This window comes from Leptospira perolatii, from assembly GCF_002811875.1.
Taxonomy (GTDB): domain Bacteria; phylum Spirochaetota; class Leptospiria; order Leptospirales; family Leptospiraceae; genus Leptospira_B; species Leptospira_B perolatii.
This window is the reverse complement of the sequence record NZ_NPDZ01000001.1, coordinates 590,731-609,241: the sequence shown is the minus strand read 5'-3', so window position 1 is coordinate 609,241 and position 18,511 is coordinate 590,731. Positions and strand designations below refer to the sequence as shown.

The 18,511-nt window shown below is 43.1% G+C and carries 18 protein-coding genes; 8 read left to right on the top strand and 10 right to left on the bottom strand.

Annotated elements, in window-relative coordinates; all coding sequences use genetic code 11:
- Window positions 1–27 precede the first annotated feature (27 nt).
- On the bottom strand, window positions 28–363 hold the full coding sequence (locus CH373_RS02890; RefSeq protein WP_100712445.1) for a hypothetical protein: 336 nt from the start codon (window positions 361–363) through the stop codon (window positions 28–30).
- Between the two features lie 178 nt (window positions 364–541).
- On the opposite strand from CH373_RS02890, the gene CH373_RS02885 reads away from it, so the two are divergent.
- Window positions 542–1,408, top strand: a complete 867-nt coding sequence (locus CH373_RS02885; protein WP_100712587.1) for a prohibitin family protein — start codon at window positions 542–544, stop codon at window positions 1,406–1,408.
- Between the two features lie 19 nt (window positions 1,409–1,427).
- Here the strand turns inward: CH373_RS02885 and CH373_RS02880 are convergent, their stop codons facing one another.
- Window positions 1,428–3,029, bottom strand: coding sequence for a xylulokinase (locus tag CH373_RS02880; protein ID WP_100712444.1), 1,602 nt, complete (start codon window positions 3,027–3,029; stop codon window positions 1,428–1,430).
- A gap of 742 nt (window positions 3,030–3,771) precedes the next feature.
- Between CH373_RS02880 and CH373_RS02875 the strand changes: the two genes are divergently transcribed.
- Both CH373_RS02875 and CH373_RS02870 read left to right on the top strand, forming a co-directional pair.
- On the top strand, window positions 3,772–5,130 hold the full coding sequence (locus CH373_RS02875; protein WP_243393220.1) for an MFS transporter: 1,359 nt from the start codon (window positions 3,772–3,774) through the stop codon (window positions 5,128–5,130).
- A gap of 453 nt (window positions 5,131–5,583) precedes the next feature.
- Entirely contained in the window at window positions 5,584–6,480 is an 897-nt protein-coding gene (locus CH373_RS02870; protein ID WP_100712443.1) for a hypothetical protein, read from the top strand.
- A 97-nt stretch (window positions 6,481–6,577) separates the two neighbouring features.
- On the opposite strand, the gene kdsB is transcribed toward CH373_RS02870, so the two are convergent.
- Genes kdsB through CH373_RS02840 form a run of 6 tightly spaced genes read right to left on the bottom strand, consistent with a single transcriptional unit; the run spans window position 6,578 to window position 10,833 of the window.
- Entirely contained in the window at window positions 6,578–7,318 is a 741-nt protein-coding gene (gene kdsB, locus CH373_RS02865) for a 3-deoxy-manno-octulosonate cytidylyltransferase (protein WP_100712442.1), read from the bottom strand.
- The gene (locus CH373_RS02860) at window positions 7,318–7,842 is read right to left on the bottom strand and encodes a flagellar basal body-associated FliL family protein (RefSeq protein ID WP_100712441.1); all 525 of its coding nucleotides are present in this window, start codon (window positions 7,840–7,842) and stop codon (window positions 7,318–7,320) included. Before CH373_RS02860 ends, kdsB begins: the two co-directional genes overlap by 1 nt.
- 20 nt (window positions 7,843–7,862) lie before the next feature.
- Window positions 7,863–8,690: a flagellar motor protein MotB gene (gene motB, locus CH373_RS02855; RefSeq protein ID WP_100712440.1), complete on the bottom strand. Its 828-nt coding sequence runs from the start codon at window positions 8,688–8,690 to the stop codon at window positions 7,863–7,865.
- A 29-nt stretch (window positions 8,691–8,719) separates the two neighbouring features.
- Window positions 8,720–9,502 (bottom strand): motility protein A, encoded by a 783-nt coding sequence (locus CH373_RS02850; RefSeq protein WP_100712439.1) that lies wholly within the window; start codon window positions 9,500–9,502, stop codon window positions 8,720–8,722.
- A 6-nt stretch (window positions 9,503–9,508) separates the two neighbouring features.
- Window positions 9,509–9,733, bottom strand: coding sequence for a flagellar FlbD family protein (locus CH373_RS02845; RefSeq protein WP_100712438.1), 225 nt, complete (start codon window positions 9,731–9,733; stop codon window positions 9,509–9,511).
- Complete coding sequence (locus CH373_RS02840) at window positions 9,730–10,833, bottom strand: glycosyltransferase (RefSeq protein WP_100712437.1); 1,104 nt, start codon at window positions 10,831–10,833, stop codon at window positions 9,730–9,732. The genes CH373_RS02845 and CH373_RS02840 overlap by 4 nt, the downstream gene beginning before the upstream one ends.
- A 240-nt stretch (window positions 10,834–11,073) precedes the next feature.
- Here CH373_RS02840 and CH373_RS02835 point away from each other — a divergent pair, with 240 nt between their 5' ends.
- On the top strand, window positions 11,074–12,141 hold the full coding sequence (locus tag CH373_RS02835) for a DUF1554 domain-containing protein (RefSeq protein WP_100712436.1): 1,068 nt from the start codon (window positions 11,074–11,076) through the stop codon (window positions 12,139–12,141).
- Window positions 12,142–12,158: 17 nt separating this feature from the next.
- On the opposite strand, the gene CH373_RS02830 is transcribed toward CH373_RS02835, so the two are convergent.
- Entirely contained in the window at window positions 12,159–12,962 is an 804-nt protein-coding gene (locus CH373_RS02830) for an MlaD family protein (RefSeq protein ID WP_100712435.1), read from the bottom strand.
- Between the two features lie 143 nt (window positions 12,963–13,105).
- Here CH373_RS02830 and CH373_RS02825 point away from each other — a divergent pair, with 143 nt between their 5' ends.
- From CH373_RS02825 to CH373_RS02810, 4 genes are read left to right on the top strand one after another with little or no spacing between them, the layout of a single operon-like run.
- Window positions 13,106–13,849, top strand: a complete 744-nt coding sequence (locus CH373_RS02825; RefSeq protein WP_100712434.1) for a cell division protein FtsQ/DivIB — start codon at window positions 13,106–13,108, stop codon at window positions 13,847–13,849.
- Between the two features lie 3 nt (window positions 13,850–13,852).
- Window positions 13,853–15,079, top strand: a complete 1,227-nt coding sequence (gene ftsA / locus CH373_RS02820; protein ID WP_100712433.1) for a cell division protein FtsA — start codon at window positions 13,853–13,855, stop codon at window positions 15,077–15,079.
- A gap of 40 nt (window positions 15,080–15,119) precedes the next feature.
- Window positions 15,120–16,310 (top strand): cell division protein FtsZ, encoded by a 1,191-nt coding sequence (gene ftsZ, locus CH373_RS02815; RefSeq protein ID WP_100712432.1) that lies wholly within the window; start codon window positions 15,120–15,122, stop codon window positions 16,308–16,310.
- A gap of 1 nt (window position 16,311) precedes the next feature.
- Entirely contained in the window at window positions 16,312–17,637 is a 1,326-nt protein-coding gene (locus tag CH373_RS02810) for a hypothetical protein (protein WP_100712431.1), read from the top strand.
- A 21-nt stretch (window positions 17,638–17,658) separates the two neighbouring features.
- Here CH373_RS02810 and CH373_RS02805 read toward each other — a convergent pair whose 3' ends face one another.
- Window positions 17,659–18,504, bottom strand: a complete 846-nt coding sequence (locus CH373_RS02805) for a bile acid:sodium symporter family protein (protein WP_100712430.1) — start codon at window positions 18,502–18,504, stop codon at window positions 17,659–17,661.
- Between the last annotated feature and the right edge of the window lie 7 nt (window positions 18,505–18,511).

Genomic DNA, 18,511 nt, shown 5'->3' with positions numbered 1-18,511 from the left:
AACAAGGATGTCAAACGTCTTAGTAGATTAGGATTTCGAGAATAGACTTTCTGATTCGTAATCTTTTCTAAATATCTTTGTAGGATAATTCAATCTGTACCCTTCGGAAGACAACCCACGCTTATCCGGTTTGATCCGAGCGTTAAACTCCACTTCATCTCCCTTGGATAACGCAAGCTTTTGAAATCCTCGAGAGTAATAAAACAATTGCTTGCTAATCACCTTGCGACCCGAAATAAGTAATCGGATTTCTTTTAACAAAATCTTAGATTTAGAAATATTCTTATCGGACAAAACGGATGATACAACAGCGCTATATCTCGTGCGAATCGAAGGTACCTGCTCTAAGCTTGGATTAGACATACCGCTACTTCCTGAATAAGTAGTGTCCATGGAGCAAATCAACCTTTTTCTATTGTATTCTCTCTCGAAACAATGTTATAAGGATCAATTTAAAGTTTCTATTGGTCCAATTTTCAAGGGGACTTATCCCGAGGAGCTCCATATGACTAACAGCCACAATTTCCTTCAAATCAGGTCCATGTTTCGTCGAGTCCTTCTTTATTGCTTCGTTATTGTTGTCAATATCCTATCAGTAAACTGCTTTACTAGCATAAAACCGGGTGAAGCCGGTTTAAGATGGTATCCGTTTTCCGACGGGCTACAAAAGGAAGTACTTACAAATGCATTGTTCGGGTACGCACCTTGGAACGATATATACGTTTATAATCTACAGTGGATTTCTTACAAAGAGAAGGTAGATGTATTGACTAGAGACGATCTGACGATAGATGTTTCTGCCGCTGTAATACTTCGTCCGATGCCGTCAGAAATATACTTTCTTCAAAGAGAAATCGGCACAGATTATTACGAAAAAGTTGTCAGGCCTCAATTCAGAACTTCAGTAAGAAATGCATTATCTTTATATAGCATGATTAGAATTTCAAAAGAGACTCCAAGGGTATCGCAAGATATCAAAACCTCTCTTGCGGAGAAACTAAAAGGCAAACATATTGAAATCGATGATGTAATTATCGATGATATAGAGTACAGCCGTCCTATTCTCGCAGCTATTGAAAGTAAACTGACTAAGGAACAGGAACAGGAGCAGATGAAATTCGAGATCAATATTGCAAAAAGGGATGCAGAGATCACGATCATCAAAGCTGAAGCAAAGGCCAAGGCAGTATTAATCGAGGCCGAAGGACAAGCCAAAGCTCAAAGAGTCATTTCTTCAGAGCTGACTAAATCTTACATTCAGCTTAAAGCGTTCGAGAATCCAAATACGAAACTGATGTTAGTTCCTTCAGGTAGGGATGGTTTACCCGTAATCGTAAACACTCCTGCAGATACCGCAGGAAGCTCAGCTCATCCAATCGCCTCAACTGTGAAAAAGGATCATCACTAAACTTCGCAAAAGCTAAAGCTCAGCTATTCAGTGCGGCAAAATGCTCCTTATTTGCCGCATATAGTTTTTTGAAAACGGAGTAATTCCTGTCGTAAACTTTGCGATTCTGAGGATTTGGTATCCAACGATCTTTCACAGGGACTAAGTCCTTAATCTGCTCGAATTTTTTTATTTCACCTAACCCTAATGCGGCGATGGCTGCAGCTCCAGTTGCTCCGGCGTTTTGAGGATGGTCGATCGTCTCAATTTCGTGACCGGTTACATCTGCTAGTATTTGGCAAATCAAAGGGGATCTCGCAACCCCACCAACGAATCGGATTTTAGAAGATGCTTTCACTTTTCGATTGGCCAATTCAAGAATCCATTTTTTTTGGAAGACTATCCCTTCTATTACAGCACGAATAAGCATACGCTTTCCCGTTCCCAAACCTATATTAAAAAATATTCCTCGTGCCAAAGGATCTTCAAAAGGACATCTACTTCCGTGTAACCATGGAGTGAAAATTACGCCATTAGATCCAGCGGGAGTATCCTTAATTGCATCGAACATAAATTCAAATAGGCTAGCGTGAACCGCCTCAGGTCCATCTGTAACATGTTTCTTTTCAAGATAAACATCGATCTCATCTAAGGCGAGGTGATCTTTTACCCATTGCAGACACTTTCCCGAAGTTTCTTGTTCGCCAAAATAATTATAGTAGCCGTGTCTCGCTCCCACAATAGAAGCAATTCTTGAAGAGATATCTACTTTACGTTTTCTTGTTACTGTTGAAACCCAGCCGGAAGTGCCTGCATAAATATGAGTATCTCCTTCTTCGACCGCTCCGGCACCAATTCCAATTAGGGAGGCGTCTCCCCCTCCACCAAAAACCGCTGTGCCTTCCTCCAGACCGAGTTCCTTGGCCGCAGCAGCAGTAATACCTCCGACTCGATCAGTGGAAGATACTATCTCAGGTAAATGTTCTATTTTCACCCCAAAGGATTTGCACAAGCCTTTGTGCCAGTTTCCTTTTTTAGGACGAGAATCAAACAGAAAAGTCGCAAACGCCGAGTCTTCCGTCATCACAGCTCTACCGGTCAGTCTTCCGATCAGATATTCCTTTACATCCAACCATTTATAAATTTTGGAAAAATTGGACGGTTCGTTACGTTCGACCCATTTGTATTTCCACAGTGGATCCTTTACGCTTGCGGCCACAGCTCCAGTAATATAAAGGGATTTTAATAGCTTTCTAGCGTTTAGCCCTTCGATTTTCAGGCCATGCTCGATTCCCTTTTTCATTTCCCCTCTAGCTCTCTGATCCATGTAACTCATGGCGGGTCGAATATGGTTAAGATTTTTATCAACTAGAACTAATCCCTGCATTTGAGAGCAAAACGATATTCCCTTGATAGAGGATGCAGATACATTAGATTCTCTTAATACGCTTTGAGTGGTGGATTTAATTGCATTCCACCACTCCTCCGGGTTTTGTTCCACCCCACCATGGTCCAACAAAAAAAGTCCGTATTCCGCAAGCGACGCGTAAACCAAACGAATCCGGTCCGATATTTCAAAAAGACAAGTTTTTGTTCCGGTGGTTCCTATATCATACGCGATTACATGCACGGGCGAACTCATTCTCTGTAGCTCCCTAAGGGCAATTTGCCACATCTACTGGATTTCACTCTCTATGAGTGAGCGCTCACTCACGATAAATGTGAGGCGCGACCCAGGCAATCCTTTTTCAAGGGGGGAGGTTGGTTCCCCCACCCTCTTTAGGGTGGGGGGTGGGATCGTGGGAAAGCACTGCGCTCGCATAGCGCATTTCCAGGCAAATGTCAATGGCTTTCTGTGCGGATGTGGGAAGTCCTACATCGGATAGATTCCGAAATCTAATGGCTTTCAGCTTTATTATTACCCTTTGCTTCCTCAGCCTCCTAGTTTCATATATTTGAAATAGAATTTGCGCGAAGCACCGAGCAAATCACTCGCAGCTTTCTTCCTGGATATAATCGCAAATTTCGATATTTGATTTTTCAATCGATTCCTAAGATTGCAAAATCAGAAAATTCCCAAAGAACTTTAATTTTCTCTAAAATTCCTTTCGTCCCTAAAGTGAAGGAACAAAAGCAAGCTTGTTTCACTTTTATCTTAGTAAGCTATAAGAAATAACGACTGTTTAAATAAAAATGCAGCCAAGGAAAAAGTAGATTACTAAATACTTATATTTCCCTTATACTAAGCATAAATTCTATTATCAAAGATATTTTGTTAAGTAGCATCGATTCTCTTTCTAAACATCTTTCTTATCGATTTTGAATAAAAAAGTTCCTTTTCTATCGATACCGTGGCACACTGTGCCTTAGAGAGAATGGAACGCATGGTTGTTAAAAAAGCTGCTCAGGATTCGGTTGCGAATAACGTTGGTCATAAAAAACATATGAGCCAAAAAAGAAAAGGTAACTTAATAAAATCGTACCCAGTGCAAAACGGCACAAATGGACACACAGAGTCAAACATCCAGGTTTATGGATATCGATGGGCAGTTCTTTTCGGATATGCTGTTATTACCGCAATTATTTGTATACAATGGCTCACCTTCGCACCGATAGCAAGAGAAGCGAAACTATTCTACAACGTCAGCGCGTTTCAGATTGATCTTCTCTCAATGGTGTTCTTGGCCGTATTTATAGTGATGGCCATTCCGGCTTCTTATGTAATCGATACCTACGGCATTCGCAAGGGAGTCGGATTTGGGGCTGCACTTACTGGGATTATCGGACTTATTAAAGGTGCTTATGCAAGCGACTATTCGATCATGATCGCTTGTCAATTTGGATTGGCAGTTGCACAACCCTTCATTATCAATGCCGCAACTAAGGTCAGCGTTCTTTGGTTTCCAATCAATGAACGAGCTACCGCAGTAGCACTCGGAACTTTGGCACAATTTGTCGGAATTATTATCGTGATGATTTGCACCCCAATTTTGATCCAGACTTCTTCTGGCTTGAACATTCCTAGCGCGATTATGACCTACGGAATTGCCTCAAGCATAGGAGCAGTTATATTCTTCCTTTTGGTAAGAGAGAAACCTCCTACCTCTCCTAGCACACACGGTGAAGATGCAAGAATTAGTGTCCTTGAAGGATTAAGGCATATCCTGAAACTGAAAGACATGCAAAAAATGATTCTGCTTTTCTTCATAGGATTAGGAATATTTAATGCTCTTAGCACTTGCATCGACCAGATATGCGAGTTAAAGGGATTAAATATTGACCAATCAGGATTGGTCGGCGGGGTGATGTTAATTTCGGGAATTTTGGGTGGAGTGATCTTGCCCCCTCTTTCGGATAAGATTCAAAAAAGACACCCTTTCATGATCCTGGCAATGGCCGGTTTTATCCCTGGAATCGCAATTTTGACTTTTTCAAATAACTTTAATATTCTCCTAATAGGCTCTTTCCTAATCGGATTCTTTCTTCTCGGAGTAGGTGCACCTGTCGGATTCCAGTATTGCGCAGAAGTGACCTCTCCTGCACCTGAATCCTCTTCCCAAGGCCTACTTTTGTTAATCGGTCAAGTGTCTGGAATCGCATTCATTGTCGGGATGAATATATTTGGTATGCTAGAGTTCATGAAGATCTTCTTAATTCTTGCCATATTGAATGTCGGTTTGACATTCATGCTCAAGGAATCCCCCATGATGAATCCAAGTTCATCAAAAACGGAATCGCATTAGAATTCATTAATATTCCCATTTTATGATTTTAGACAGTTTCCGTAGGAGCTCCTACGGAAACTTGCTTAAAAAGTGATTGATTTTTTATCGCGTTTAAGTTATGCGGTGTGGCGTACTTCCACCACACCGGCCCCCGCCCAGGAAGGGCGGGGCCTAACCCCCATACCAAAAACCGGAAGCCACACACCACTCTTACTGAATATCCAAACAGCACCGGAACGAATACGCATAAAGAAAGCTTAATTGATTTCCCACAAGGAACAAAAGTAGAAGCGAATCTTTCCCGCGCAAGTCATTCGACGAGAAGAAATAACTTGCCTAGTAACTCACCTCTCACGAACTCTGATTCGAAATCTTTTTTTGCAGAAGAATGGGCTGAGAGCTCAATGGTCAAATCTCCGGCGCATATTTGAGAGATTCTAGCTTCGCAAAAATAATGAGGGGGACAAAGGCATGATGAAATTCAAAAGGGCCTGGCCTTTTTTAATAGCAATTTATTGTTTCACTGCATTATTGCATTCCGAATCTGCACAAAGATCTTTGTTAGAGTATACTGACATTTTTGTATCAAGCGACAAGTTCGGTGGCATTTGTTCGGAAAAGAATATAAATCAAATTACCGGATTAACAATCGATGGGTGGTCCACCAATACAAGCACTTTAGATATTAATGAAAAAATTGCTAACTTTTACAAATTAGCTGAATGCGCAACTTCACTTCGAATTCTTGTATTACGTTCCAATAATACAGATTCTGCCTGTTCGGTATTCCTTCAGGAGTTGGATGTGTTTAACAATATTTACGGAGAAAAATTGCAGAAAATATTTTCTGGAACCGCAACCTATTATGAAAAATACAGTTTTACCCCAGACTGCTCTCCAAAAAATAAAACTCCCAATTATATAGGGCCGGAGAATACCAATAATGGCTTTGCAAAGTATAATTATGAACTTAAGAACCTGAAGAAGGATCAGTGCTTAAAGAAAATCCAGGATCTAAGTACATTTCATATGCAGCTCGTTTCGTTAAAGTCTGAACCTTCTGAATGGTCAGAGGAGCTAAAGAAAAAATACAGGACTAACATTGAAAAAGACTTGGAGCGACTCAAAGGATTGAACCACTGCTCTCGCCTAAGGACTGTCATCATAAACTTGCCGGCAATACTTTATGTTCCTAGATCAGCGTATAGAGATCGAGAAATTTATGGTAAAATGAATTCCGAAGAAAGAATGTTTTACTATGACAAAATCTATAAAGTAAACTTAGATGCTTTTCGCAAAATATATGGAAAAAGAATTCAGGAACTATTACCGAATAAAGAAATACTGCTACACAATACGGTTTGGTAACTTTTCGCAATGCAGTGCATCTATTGCTGAATGCGAAGATAGGTAAGCGGTTATTCATCTTAAGAATCGGATTCGCAAATGGAACCCTTACTGAGAACTAGATCAGACCTTTTTTTCGAAATTCCGCAATCACCGGCTCTAGATCGTTCGGAACATCTACGCTCAGTGCAGCACTCGCTGCGATATATACTCCAATGGAAAATCCTGCCTCCAAAGCTCTTAGTTGCTCCAAAGATTCGGATTCTTCCAATGGACTGTTCGGTAAGTCCGGATAACCGAGTAAAAAATCGCGATCGTAAGCGTAAATTCCGAGATGTCGATAGCAGGGAACATCTTTCTTGAATTGGCTAGGAATCGCCGACCTAGAAAAATAGAGAGCTCTACCGTTACGATCCATCACAACCTTAACCCGATTCGGATCCCCAATTTCCGCAGAATTCATTCGAACTGCGGCCGTGCTCATTTCCCAATTTTTGTGTTCGGCTTTGAGCCTAGCAACTCCATCGATCAGATCAGCTTCAATGCCAGGTTCGTCTCCTTGGATATTCACAATGATAGAAGCATCCTTGAAAGCAAGGGCTGCCTCGCGAATTCGATCGGTGCCCGAAGGATGTTCCGAGGAAGTCATCACAGCTTTTCCACCGTGTTTGATGACTTCGTTAAGGATTCTCTCGTCATCAGTAGCAACAACCAAGTCATCTAGCAAAGAAGACTTTAAAGAATTCTGATATGTCCAGACAATCATCGGGTAATGACCTATCATCGTCAAAGGCTTACCTGGAAATCGAGTACTCGCAAAACGAGCAGGGATCACGCCCAGTATCTTTGTACCAGGCATTAGTTTACAATAAACTCTGTAAAGTAGACTTCCTGGATTTTACCTTCTGAGAGAATATGGTTGATCTGAGCCTTAATCTCTTCCCTTAGATCAAGTTGGTCTTCCACATCGATCAGATCATCCTTTGTCTTTCGACCAACGATCAAGTTCACAAGGTCTCTCATTTGCGCGATCCGTTCTGCAAGTTCATTCGTAATTTTGGTATCATCTCTACCTACACCGAAAGCAAGTTTCATTTTCACGAAATGAGCTTCTCCCTTGTCTGCGGTGTTGATCCTAAACTCGTCTAAGAATGCAAAAGTCACTAGCGGTGGAGGCGGTTTTACCAGTGCTACGTTCTTCATCTCTCTAAACGCACTGGTAGCAGTTTGCCTAGAAACAAACATAGAAACTAATACGACTAGAATGATTCCGAACACCGCTCCTGCGATGTATATTAGCCATTTGATGAGTGGGGACGATGCAGCACCGGCATCCCCCGCGGGGGCCGCCCCTTCTTCCTCATCTATTTCCGGATCACCCATAAGTCCCTCCTTGATTTCGTTTAATATCCAGTCTCGCTGGATGATTCCGACCCTGGAAGTCGGCTTTTTGGAAGTCCGTAATTCGATTCATGCGGACCCCGCTTCGTTGACCTGTCGGTCAAAATAACAATATCAATTCTACGATTCAGTGCTTTTGCTTCTGGAGTCCCCGCATTCTCGAGAACCATCGGACGATAAGAGCCGTAGCTTACAGCCTGAAACCAGCTCGGATCCAATTTGCCTACTCCAATCAGATAATCCGTTGCGTTAATCGCTCTTGCTCCCGCAAGATCCCAGTTATTTAAATATGCCCTTTCTTCTCTACTTGGACTTACACCCGGAATCACCGAATCTTGATCGCAATGCCCTTCGACTCGAATAAACCTTTCTAAACTCTTAATTAGGCCGCTGGCTTTCTTTAACGTTACTTTAATTGGCTCATTCAGAATCGCAGATCCAGGATTAAAGTAATCCGCACCGACCAGACTGATAATCAGACCTCTTTCGTCTTCGGAAACCCGGACTTTTCCGGCTTCGATCTCTGGCTTAAACAATTCCGTAGCAGTCTTCTTTGATTTAGACAGTGCTTTACCGGTGGTCATAGATGGAAGACTTTCAATATTCATCCCCATCTCTTCTAACTTACCTTTAGAAAGAGTTTGGCCACCGTCAAAGAAACCGGTAGTTGTCTTGAATGCAGACAGAATGATCTGCATTTCGATCGCATTCGTTTTACCGGTTTTGTACAACATGATGAAGAAGCAGAGCAGCAGAGTCACCATGTCTCCATAAGTCAACATGTACTCTGGAATTGCCTGTATGCATTCTGGACATTTTTGGTTCGCCATAGTATTATTGTCCTACACTGAAGTCAGGGTTAGTCGTTTTCTTCCTTCAGTACGCCGCGTTCAGATGGAGGCAGGAAGCTAGCTAACTTATCTTTTACAATCCTCGGGTTGTCTCCGGATTGTATGGATAAAGTTCCTTCGATCATAATTTGCTTCACGAGAAGTTCGTCTTCGGATCTGCGCATTAATTTTTTCATGAATGGAATCGCGACGATGTTTGCTCCAAGCGATCCATACAGTGTGGTAATCAAAGCGGCCGCCATCCCGGTTCCGATCGCGGTGGGGTCCCCGGAACCAAGGTTTTTAAGCATCTGTACCAAACCGATCAGAGTTCCGATCATCCCGAATGCAGGCGCAAGAGATCCCCAGTTTTCCCACCAAGCTTTTCCTTGTGCGTGCCTTTGGGCGATATTCCCCATTTCGGTTTCCATAATATTCCGAACTAGTTCTGGGTCAGTTCCATCCACAACCAGAGTAATCCCTTTACGCAGGAACTCATCCGGCAATTCGTTTACATCATCCTCCAAAGCGAGGAGACCTTCTCTCCTTGCTTTTTCAGAAAAAGAAACCAATGTTTTGATCAATTCTACTAGATCGTTCTTTTCCACCTGAAAAGCTTTTCTGGTAACTTTACCGATCGCCAAAGTGGATTCCCAAGGCATCGCTGTAATCGTACTTGCAGTTGCCCCTCCGAACGTAATGAGAACGGATGGTATATCGATAATGTCTATCGGGTTCAACCCCGCGACCACCATCCCGAATGCTACGAGAAAGAATCCTGTTCCTAACCCGATTAACGATGCTATATCCATAATCGCCTACTCCACCTTCTTAAATTGGTCTGGGTCGGAACCAATTGGAAACATAAGTACTCTTTTCTTAAACTCTACGATTTTAGCCAAGACCTCGGGTACGCTTTCTCGAACCACATACTTCCGATCATTCGATAGAGTGATCGTAGTATCTGGGTTGGCTTCGATACATTCAATATGGGAAGCGTTTAGTACAAATTCCGTTCCCTTTAATCGATGCAGGGTGATCAAGTTCCCTTCCTACCTTTCGGGTTCTTGGTTATAGTCTCGACCGTCTTTTCGATTTGGATAATGAATTTTTCCTCTGTAAAACGATCCACGGAGCGCTGAAAATCCTTTTCCTTCCAATCTATTTCCAGGATTTTCTGCAAGTTCTGGTTCAATGATTCCACGGATTGTTCTGAAAAAAATAGACCCGTCTTACCCGCTACGACAGTTTCCAAGGCACCCCCCTTTCCGAAGGCCAGAACAGGAGTCCCATGACCCTGAGCTTCCACCGGAGCTATCCCGAAATCCTCCATACCTGGAAAGATGAATACTCTTGCTTTAGACATGTACTCATCCACTTCCTGGCGAGGCCTATGCGGTAGAATCTCCACATTTTTTGGAAGGTTTTGAGACAAGGATTTATACTCCTGCCCGCTTCCCAAAATCTTAAGCTGCCTTCCGTTCTTTCGATACGCTTCAATTGCTAGATCGATTCGTTTGTAAGGAGCAAATGCAGAGACAATCAGGTCGAAATCCTGCTTTTCTTCTCTTTTCACCTTAAAACCTTTCGGAAGGCAGGGCGGATAAATTACATCCGAGCTTCTTCTATAAAACTTCTGGATCCTGCGACCCACAAAGGCGGAATTCGCAATAAAATGATCCACTCGATTGGAGGAGGTTGAATCCCACATTCTGAGATAGTTTGAAACCGTCTGAAATGCGAAGAACTTGAATCCTTTCTTATTCGGAAAGTAGTCATAGTACAAGTCCCATACATATCTCATAGGAGAATGAATATAGCTGATATGAATCGCGTCCGGTTCAGGGATCACTCCTTTTGCTACACAATGAGAAGAAGAAATTACTAAATCGTATCCCTTCAAATCCAAGGACTCGATCGCTGTGGGGAAAATCGGCAAGTACCATCTGTACTTGGATTGGAATGGCAATCGATTCGTAAAAGCAGTAACGATCTTTCGATTTTCGATCCTAGAATTCAGTTTTCCGGGAGAATAGAATAAAGTAAACAGGTCGGCATCCGGAAATACTTTTAGAAGGGAATTCAGAACCACTTCCCCGCCTCTCATTCCGTTTAACCAGTCATGAACGACTGCAACTTTCATACTTAAAGAATCGGCAATCCGGATAAATCTACTGCCCGATTTTTGCAGAACAAGCAAGTCGTGTTAAGGCTTGAACTCGCACCAGGAGGAACAGCGCACCTGTTCCAGGGAATCAGCAATCTACCCCAAGAGCAACTTTTTCCTAATTCATCCGTTATTCTTATAGAACCCGGAAATTTTGAGAACCTGCGCCTATCCCCGATTTGAATTTCGCATCGGACCAGTCTAGGAGAACAGAACGTGAAACGAAGTAATCTATCTATTCTTAGTGATATCCCCAACTTACAAAAACGAAGAAAATTTTCTGAAACGTTTGGCATTTGGATTCTTGCGTGTATCTTTGGAATCATTCAGAATTGTAACGAGGCCAAGCCACTCGAAATCGATTCGAGCAAGAGCGCACTTGGCCTGGCTATGGATAGCACAGCCTCCATTATACAACAAGCTCAGAATCAAAATTTCTCCGTGCAAGGAAATCCTAGCGAAGGAGGTTCAGTTCTAGTAAAGATCATATCGTCCACAGAATTTCCGTTAGATGCAACCGCGAGCATCAGCGTAAACTCTGCGAATGTCACACTCTCCCAAAATGAATTAACCTTTTCTGTCGGTACTAACTTTTCCGAAATTTCTATTACAGTTCCGGAAGATATAGGATGCGCAGATACAAGCGCAGAACTCACTCTCTCCTTCCACCAAACGAATACTGTAGAAAAAGTAGCGCTGATAGTCCAAGACAATGATCGCTGCCTTTTTATCGCAAAAAATCCGAACGGGGCATTTGCATTAGGTTTTGACGGGAATCTAGGCGGAATCCCAGGAGCCGATGCAATCTGCGCTTCTGAGAAACCTGCGCACTTCCCGGGACAGAACACACAATACAAAGCCTTCCTTGTAGGAAGATACCAGAAAAACGGCGCTCCGGTGACAAGGGGAATTGGCGGAGACGAATGGGTAATTCTTCCGAACACAAAGTACTACAAGTTTGAAGAAAACCTATTAGAGTGGCAGTTGATTTTCGATAGAACGGATTCTCAGGGAAAATTTCCGTTTAATACTACATTCAAACCGATGTACTATACTGCTACAGATATGTGGACTGGATTGACCAGCACCTGGAACACCACCGGGTCTAAATGTAGTTCCTTCGTTACTCCTGGAATTGACTGGACGTACGGTTTTGACTCGCAAGGAGGAGCCCCTCAAAACGGAAACGTCGGGTTAGCGAATTCTCCGGCAAGCTCCGGCATCTACTATGCCACGAAAGGTTGCGGAAGCCACGCACTAATTTCCTGCGTGCTTGTGAAATAACTATAGCTAAAAGTATATTATAACTTATTGAAATAGAAGTCGTTGGACACGTTTCCGATCAACGTCGTCCTGCGATACAAGTTGATCGAAAATGGAATCGTGCTGTTTCTTTCTAGCTTTCGGTATCCTTCCATGTATCTTCTTGCGTCGTCGCCAAAAAGACGCATATCGTAGACGGTTTCGGAGAGTCTGTCATAGAGCTCATAAGAATTAATAAGGCGAGGAACGGATCCTTTTTCTCCACCCAATTTAGCGGAGATCTCTTGCATATTCTTAAAGCTCAGACGAATATCATCCCGGTTCTCTCTAATGATACCGGTGGAGGCCGCAAAAAAGTCGTCATAGTACCGAGCAGAAGGTGAAAAGTCCGGAACGATATCTTGCCCTTCCTTAAAAGTAGGGTTAAAAAAAGCTTCGTTCGGATTTTCCTCCGCACTCCCCGGGTCTATATCGATCGTTCTTCCAGAAAGCACGGTAGCAGTCCGAAAGTAAATTCCGTAATTTGAATATAGAGTGATCGGATCGGAGAGTCGAATCGTAATCTCTACCGCCTTTTTTCGGTGTACATCTAGGAATTTTTTATCAGGAACATCTTCGATCGGAACTACGTCCAAATCCCGGACTAGCCCCTTTTCTACTCCGAGAATACTGACCGGAGTTCCCGGTCGGATTCCCTCCGACTTTGGGTAATAGATTTTTAGAGTATAAGGATACATATCCTTGGTACCGGCTCTCTCTATGATCGCCTGGTACATGATGAGTCCGAAGCTTATAAAGAAAACAAAGCCAATATAAATCGGAGAAGGTCGGCTAAATCTCATTTCAAAAGGGCCCTTTCAATCTTCCATCGGCCCAGTTAGTATGACAACTAAAACCGTTAGATTGCCTTTTTAAAAACTAGGAGATTCCTTTCAAAGATCCCGATACCTATAAAATAGGTACAAAAAGAACTGAAGAAAGCTGTATGAGACATAATCTAATTGACTTTCTAAAGGAATTTCTGCAAAAAAGAACCAGTTGGTGGCTTCTGGCGGCTTTGTTTCTATTGCTTGGAGCCATAGGATTTGCTTTCCAAAGGGGAAAAACTCCTCAGGAACTAAATAAGCTTATCCTAACCGGACACGAAACATTAAAGACGGAAGAAATCATTCAGACCATGGGAATCCAACCGGGGACCTCCTTCGAAAACTACGATCTGAGTCTCATGGAAGCCAAATTGTCTTCGCACCCCAGAATCAAATCAGCTCATCTAGAAAAAAAGTCTGAAGATCAATTGCTAGTCGAGATCACAGAGAGAAAACCTACCTACATCGTAAACTCCGATGGTTCCTTGTTTGAAATTGATTCAGAATTTCATGTATTATCAAAAGATGATGTTAGAACAAAGGGTCTCACGATATTATCCGGTACATTTCATCGCGAGAACGGAAAAGTAGTAGGTGCATCCTTTCAAGACCTTCACACGTCTGTGGAGAATGCATTCAGAGCATACCCTGCACTCAAATCTAGAATCTCAGAAATTGCATTACACGAAGACGGAGAAATTTTCGTTTATACCGATATTCCAAAGCCGATCCGAGTCCAAGTTGGAACCTTATTTCAAACGGAACAAGTTCGAAAGCTTTACGCTGTTCTAGCGTTTTTAGAAAAAGAAAATATTCAACCGAAGTTAGTCGACATTCGGGGCGAAGACGCGGTCTACCACTAAGATATGGAAAACTCCAATACGATCATCGCAGCATTGGATTTAGGTACCTCGGTCACGAAAGTGGTCGTAGGACGTCCTGTCTCTGAATATGAGACGGAAATTATCGGCACAGGATCCTTTCCTTCCTCCGGAATTAAGAACGGTTCTATCGTAAACATAGAGGGAACAACTCGTTCGATCATCGAAGCCGTCAGCGAAGCGGAACTTATGTGCGGTCAGGAAATTGGTTCGGTAATCGTAAACTTAACTGGCAAAACAGTCAGGGCAGACAACTCTAAAGGAGTAGTTGCGATTACAAACAGAGACCGAGTCGTCACAGAGCCCGACGTGGTCAGAGTGATCGAGGCAGCTCAATCGATTCGTGTCCCGGCTGATCAGGAAATTATCCATGTATTGTCCAAGGAATTTTCGGTGGACGACCAATCCTCTATTAAGGATCCGATTGGCATGACCGGAGTCCGTTTAGAAGCCGAAGTTCATATCGTCACCGCAGGTATAACAGCACTTCATAATTTAGATAAATGTATTGAAGCGGCAGGCTTAGCCGAAGGAGCAAGAGTTCTTTCTAGTCTGGCATCTTCGGAAGCGGTACTGACCACTGGCGAAAAAGATTTAGGTACAGCCGTAATAGATATCGGAGCCGGAATTTGCGATCTGATTATTTATATCGATGGCGGTATCTCTTATTCAGCGATCGTTCCGTTCGGAGGGTACAATGTTACTTCGGATTTGTCCATCGGCCTGAAGACTACAATCGAAACCGCGGAGCTTTTGAAGAAGAGATATGGCCAATGCGCGTTAGACGAAATAGATCCGACGGAGACGGTAGAAGTTCCGCCGATTAGCGGAAGACCGGCCCGTACAGTCTTAAGAGAAGAGTTGGTCAACGTGATCGAACCTCGAATGAGGGAAATCTTCGAAATGCTGGACGCTGAACTAGTTAAATCCGGAAAAAAATCCTTTTTGGCGGGTGGAGTCATTTTAACCGGAGGCGGGAGCCTATTGGACGGGATAGAAGTCCTCGCAGAGGATGTATTCAAGCTGACAGTAACTCGCGCAAGGCCAGCGGGTTTGTCCGGTTTGTCCGAAAGAGTTTCCTCTCCCGAATTTTCCACAGCAGTGGGTCTGGTTAAATATGCGTCCAGATTAACCGACATGGAACAAAAGTCCCAGGACCGCACTGAATCCTGGGGAAGAAAAGTACGTCGTTGGATAGAAGAGAATTTATAAGAATTCCTTAATTTACGAAAGGGTGTTAGGAAGGTAAAAAATGTTACGTTTTGAAGATGAGGAAAAGACAAGCCCTGCAATTATTAAAGTACTAGGAATCGGCGGCGGCGGAATGAACGCCGTTTCTCGGATGGCGAATTCGAGTATGACCGGTGTGGAATACGTCATCATGAATACTGATGAACAGGTTCTTAAGAAATCTCCCATAGAAAATAAGATCAACCTAGGCTCGAAGGTAACGAGAGGAATGGGCGCTGGGGGAGATCCCGAGTTGGGAACCAAAGCCGCGGAGGAAGACAAGGATAGGATACTGTCCGTGATCCAAGGTGCTGATTTAGTCTTTGTGACCGCAGGGATGGGTGGCGGAACCGGAACCGGAGCTGCTCCAATTGTAGCCAAGATCGCAAAGGAAGCAAAATGTTTGGTCGTAGGAGTTGTTACGATCCCCTTCTCTTTTGAAGGCAGAAGAAGAATGGAATTCGCAAAGAGAGGAGTCGACCAACTTAGAAACTATGTAGATACTCTAATATTAGTAAATAATGAATCGATTTTTCAGGTAGTGGATCGGAATACTCCGATCGATCAAGCTTTCAGAGTCATAGATGATATATTACTGAACGCTGTCAGAGGAATCAGCGACATCGTAAACAATCCGGGAATCATTAACGTAGATTTTGCAGATGTAAAAGCGATTATGAAGGACACCGGCGATGCGGTTATGGGCGTCGGAGAAGGTTCCGGAGAAAGCAAGGTTTTGGAAGCTGTAGGTTATGCGATCGACAATGTTCTACTCGATTCGAGATCAATTATGGGTGCGACTTCCCTACTGATCAATGTAACCGGCGGATCCGATCTTACGATTTCTGATTGGAACGAAGTCTCTCAAATCATCACCTCTCAAGTGGATCCGAACGCGAATATCATTGTTGGCCTGACAGAAGACCCTCAGTTGCAAAATAGAATCCGAGTCACAGTAATTGCAACCGGCTTTAATAAAAGACCGAACTCTTTATCCTCCGGGTTAAGACAACCGGAAGCAAAGGTAAATAGTTTCCGAAAAGTTGTAGGAATTCCTGATATAGAGCAAGAGGAAGAATCGAAATCTTTGCGGCGAGAACCTGAAAGAGGTTTAGACCAAGATACGTATCGGAATCTCAAAAACAAAGCGAGCGCGAGGCAAGAGGATTACGATATCCCTGCGTTTCTCCGGAGGGGGGATAAAGGAAGATAAGATGCGTCCCTTCGGAGTAAATTTTTGTGCCGGTATTGGTTCCAAAATTACTCTGGTCCTCATTCTTGGTTTCTATCTTTCCTGCGGCGAGCTCCTAATCCGGGAGGACTACCATTCTTCTCAATTGAAATGGCGAGAGCCGAACCCAAAGGCAGCCCTCGCAGAGTTTCCTTCTGGTGAGAGAGGTTCCTTCATTACTACTTTAGAAAAATCTACATTACGCTTTTTCTCAGGCGATATGGATTTTTCTGACTTGAAGCGACAAGCTGAGCGCAGCAAAACAAAACTTCGTTTTACTAGTAACCGAGATTCGAAATCATTCTTTTATATGGAATCACCCGAAGGCTATTACGCTTCTGAAGCAGAAATAATCTACATGCATATTCTGCTCGGTTTGTTTTATGCAAAATCCAGTGATTTGAATTCCGCCAAAATAGAAGCAACCTATGCAGGAAATTTACTCAATAGTGAACCAAACGCAGAGGGTCAATTTGACGACGCCACTCTTAGGATCTTGCTGGCCACTCTTCTTACTACTTGTGGAAATTGGAATGAAGCGAAGGCAGAATTCAAGGCTGCACTCAAGCTTTCCCAGAAATCTTCCTGGCTGAAACAATTGTCAGGTTCTACAAATCCTCCTGCCGAGCTATTAGTACTGTTTGGTGGCCCCGGACCTGAACCATACTCAAGCACTGGAATGAATCCAAATCTGATCACCGGCTTGAAAAATCTGAGCTTTGAATTCTTTGGAAAACGGACGGATCTAAATTGGCAGGATTCAACCGGTAGAAAGGGCCAATTGTTTTTGGGTCCTTCTACCGCAGACTGGTACCAGAGACGTTTAATACGAGATAATGCGATACAGGAAACTCTGAAAGATTCTCGTTACTTTCATAAATTTCTTTCTTCTGCAAAAAAAGAAGAAACGATTGCGGGGCTAAAAACCGCAAGTGCAATCGCAATAGGTTCTATGATCTCCGCCTTAGGGGCCGGTATCGCTTATATTTCTGCGAACACCAGTAATGGAAAAGGAATATTGGTCGGAGTAGTCATGATTGCTTACGGAATCATGTTCGCAGTCGAAGGAAACGAGCAAGGCGAGGCGCAAGCAAAGAAACAGTCTTTAAACGAAATCGATATTTCGAATAACTTTCGTTTTGCTAGATTCTTACCAGAATATCTTTGGGTCGGAGATTCGCAGATTTTCTTAGAAGCGCCTGTTGCTGCAGTCAAAAAAGAAAACCTTCTCGTTCGATTTAACCCCTCGTTCGGTAAAATTCCAGTACGGATCGGATATTTTCCCGATCTCTACGACTTTGAAGATTGATACACATTTATATCCGGATTTTTACTTTGCTTTGACGTCTTTCCATTTCAAGGAAACAGTCCAAGTTAAAATATACATCAATAGTCCGTACATCAGAATCGTAAGTAAGGTTTCAGGTTGATTGACATAAAGTTCCGCGATCAAAAGTGCAAGGGACAAACTTCGGACCCCGGTTACCATAGAAACAGAAGCTTGTACAGAACGCGCTTCTCGAATAAAAAGTGTACCTGCAGATAAAGCGATTACGATCAAGAGCGCAGCGACAACCCATGAATTCCAGCCTAAGAGCAATGCATCCGAAGCATGCGCAAATGCGAGCAACAAGATCGAAATGACTAAGGCAACCGTGCTAAGCTTTTCTACCCAGGGCAAAACTTTCTCCGACAGTTTCGGTAAATACAGTCTGCTGATCAGGCCAGAGAGTAAAGGCAAGCCTTGGACTACTAAACTGACTCCGAGCAAATATCCTAAGACATTGATCTCTATTTTCCCACCTCCCGTATATTGAGCAAATAGGAACGGAGTGATAAAAGTATTTGCTGCGTTAAGTGTTGCGATGAGCAAACCTCCGATGGCAGGATTACCATTCGCTTTTAGAACGAACAGACCTCCGGAGGCTCCTCCCGGAGAAGACGCGCAAAGAAAAATTCCAAGCGCGATAGGATAAGAGAGAGCAAACCATTTTCCTAAGAAGATGGCAATGACCGGTAAAATCAGAAAGTTAAGTAAAAAAGCTCCTAGGACAATAGGACCAGATTCTTTTAAGGATCCGAGTTCCTTCCGGTTTATTTTCAAACCTAGACCGAACATGGATGAGATTGCTAATACAACAATCGCCAATTTAATCGCTGCACCGGACTCAAACATTCGCAAT

Excerpts from the sequence above, each read along its gene's own strand:
- CH373_RS02875 (WP_243393220.1), top strand. The coding sequence starts at position 3,772 with ATGGTTGTTAAAAAAGCTGCTCAGGATTCGGTTGCGAATAACGTTGGT.
- CH373_RS02860 (WP_100712441.1), bottom strand. The coding sequence starts at position 7,842 with ATGGGTGATCCGGAAATAGATGAGGAAGAAGGGGCGGCCCCCGCGGGG.
- ftsZ (WP_100712432.1), top strand. The coding sequence starts at position 15,120 with ATGTTACGTTTTGAAGATGAGGAAAAGACAAGCCCTGCAATTATTAAA.
- CH373_RS02805 (WP_100712430.1), bottom strand. The coding sequence starts at position 18,504 with ATGTTTGAGTCCGGTGCAGCGATTAAATTGGCGATTGTTGTATTAGCA.
- CH373_RS02850 (WP_100712439.1), bottom strand. The coding sequence starts at position 9,502 with ATGGATATAGCATCGTTAATCGGGTTAGGAACAGGATTCTTTCTCGTA.
- CH373_RS02825 (WP_100712434.1), top strand. The coding sequence starts at position 13,106 with ATGAGACATAATCTAATTGACTTTCTAAAGGAATTTCTGCAAAAAAGA.
- CH373_RS02890 (WP_100712445.1), bottom strand. The coding sequence starts at position 363 with ATGTCTAATCCAAGCTTAGAGCAGGTACCTTCGATTCGCACGAGATAT.
- CH373_RS02840 (WP_100712437.1), bottom strand. The coding sequence starts at position 10,833 with ATGAAAGTTGCAGTCGTTCATGACTGGTTAAACGGAATGAGAGGCGGG.
- CH373_RS02885 (WP_100712587.1), top strand. The coding sequence starts at position 542 with ATGTTTCGTCGAGTCCTTCTTTATTGCTTCGTTATTGTTGTCAATATC.
- CH373_RS02880 (WP_100712444.1), bottom strand. The coding sequence starts at position 3,029 with ATGAGTTCGCCCGTGCATGTAATCGCGTATGATATAGGAACCACCGGA.
- CH373_RS02810 (WP_100712431.1), top strand. The coding sequence starts at position 16,312 with ATGCGTCCCTTCGGAGTAAATTTTTGTGCCGGTATTGGTTCCAAAATT.
- kdsB (WP_100712442.1), bottom strand. The coding sequence starts at position 7,318 with ATGCCTGGTACAAAGATACTGGGCGTGATCCCTGCTCGTTTTGCGAGT.
- motB (WP_100712440.1), bottom strand. The coding sequence starts at position 8,690 with ATGGCGAACCAAAAATGTCCAGAATGCATACAGGCAATTCCAGAGTAC.
- CH373_RS02830 (WP_100712435.1), bottom strand. The coding sequence starts at position 12,962 with ATGAGATTTAGCCGACCTTCTCCGATTTATATTGGCTTTGTTTTCTTT.
- CH373_RS02870 (WP_100712443.1), top strand. The coding sequence starts at position 5,584 with ATGATGAAATTCAAAAGGGCCTGGCCTTTTTTAATAGCAATTTATTGT.
- ftsA (WP_100712433.1), top strand. The coding sequence starts at position 13,853 with ATGGAAAACTCCAATACGATCATCGCAGCATTGGATTTAGGTACCTCG.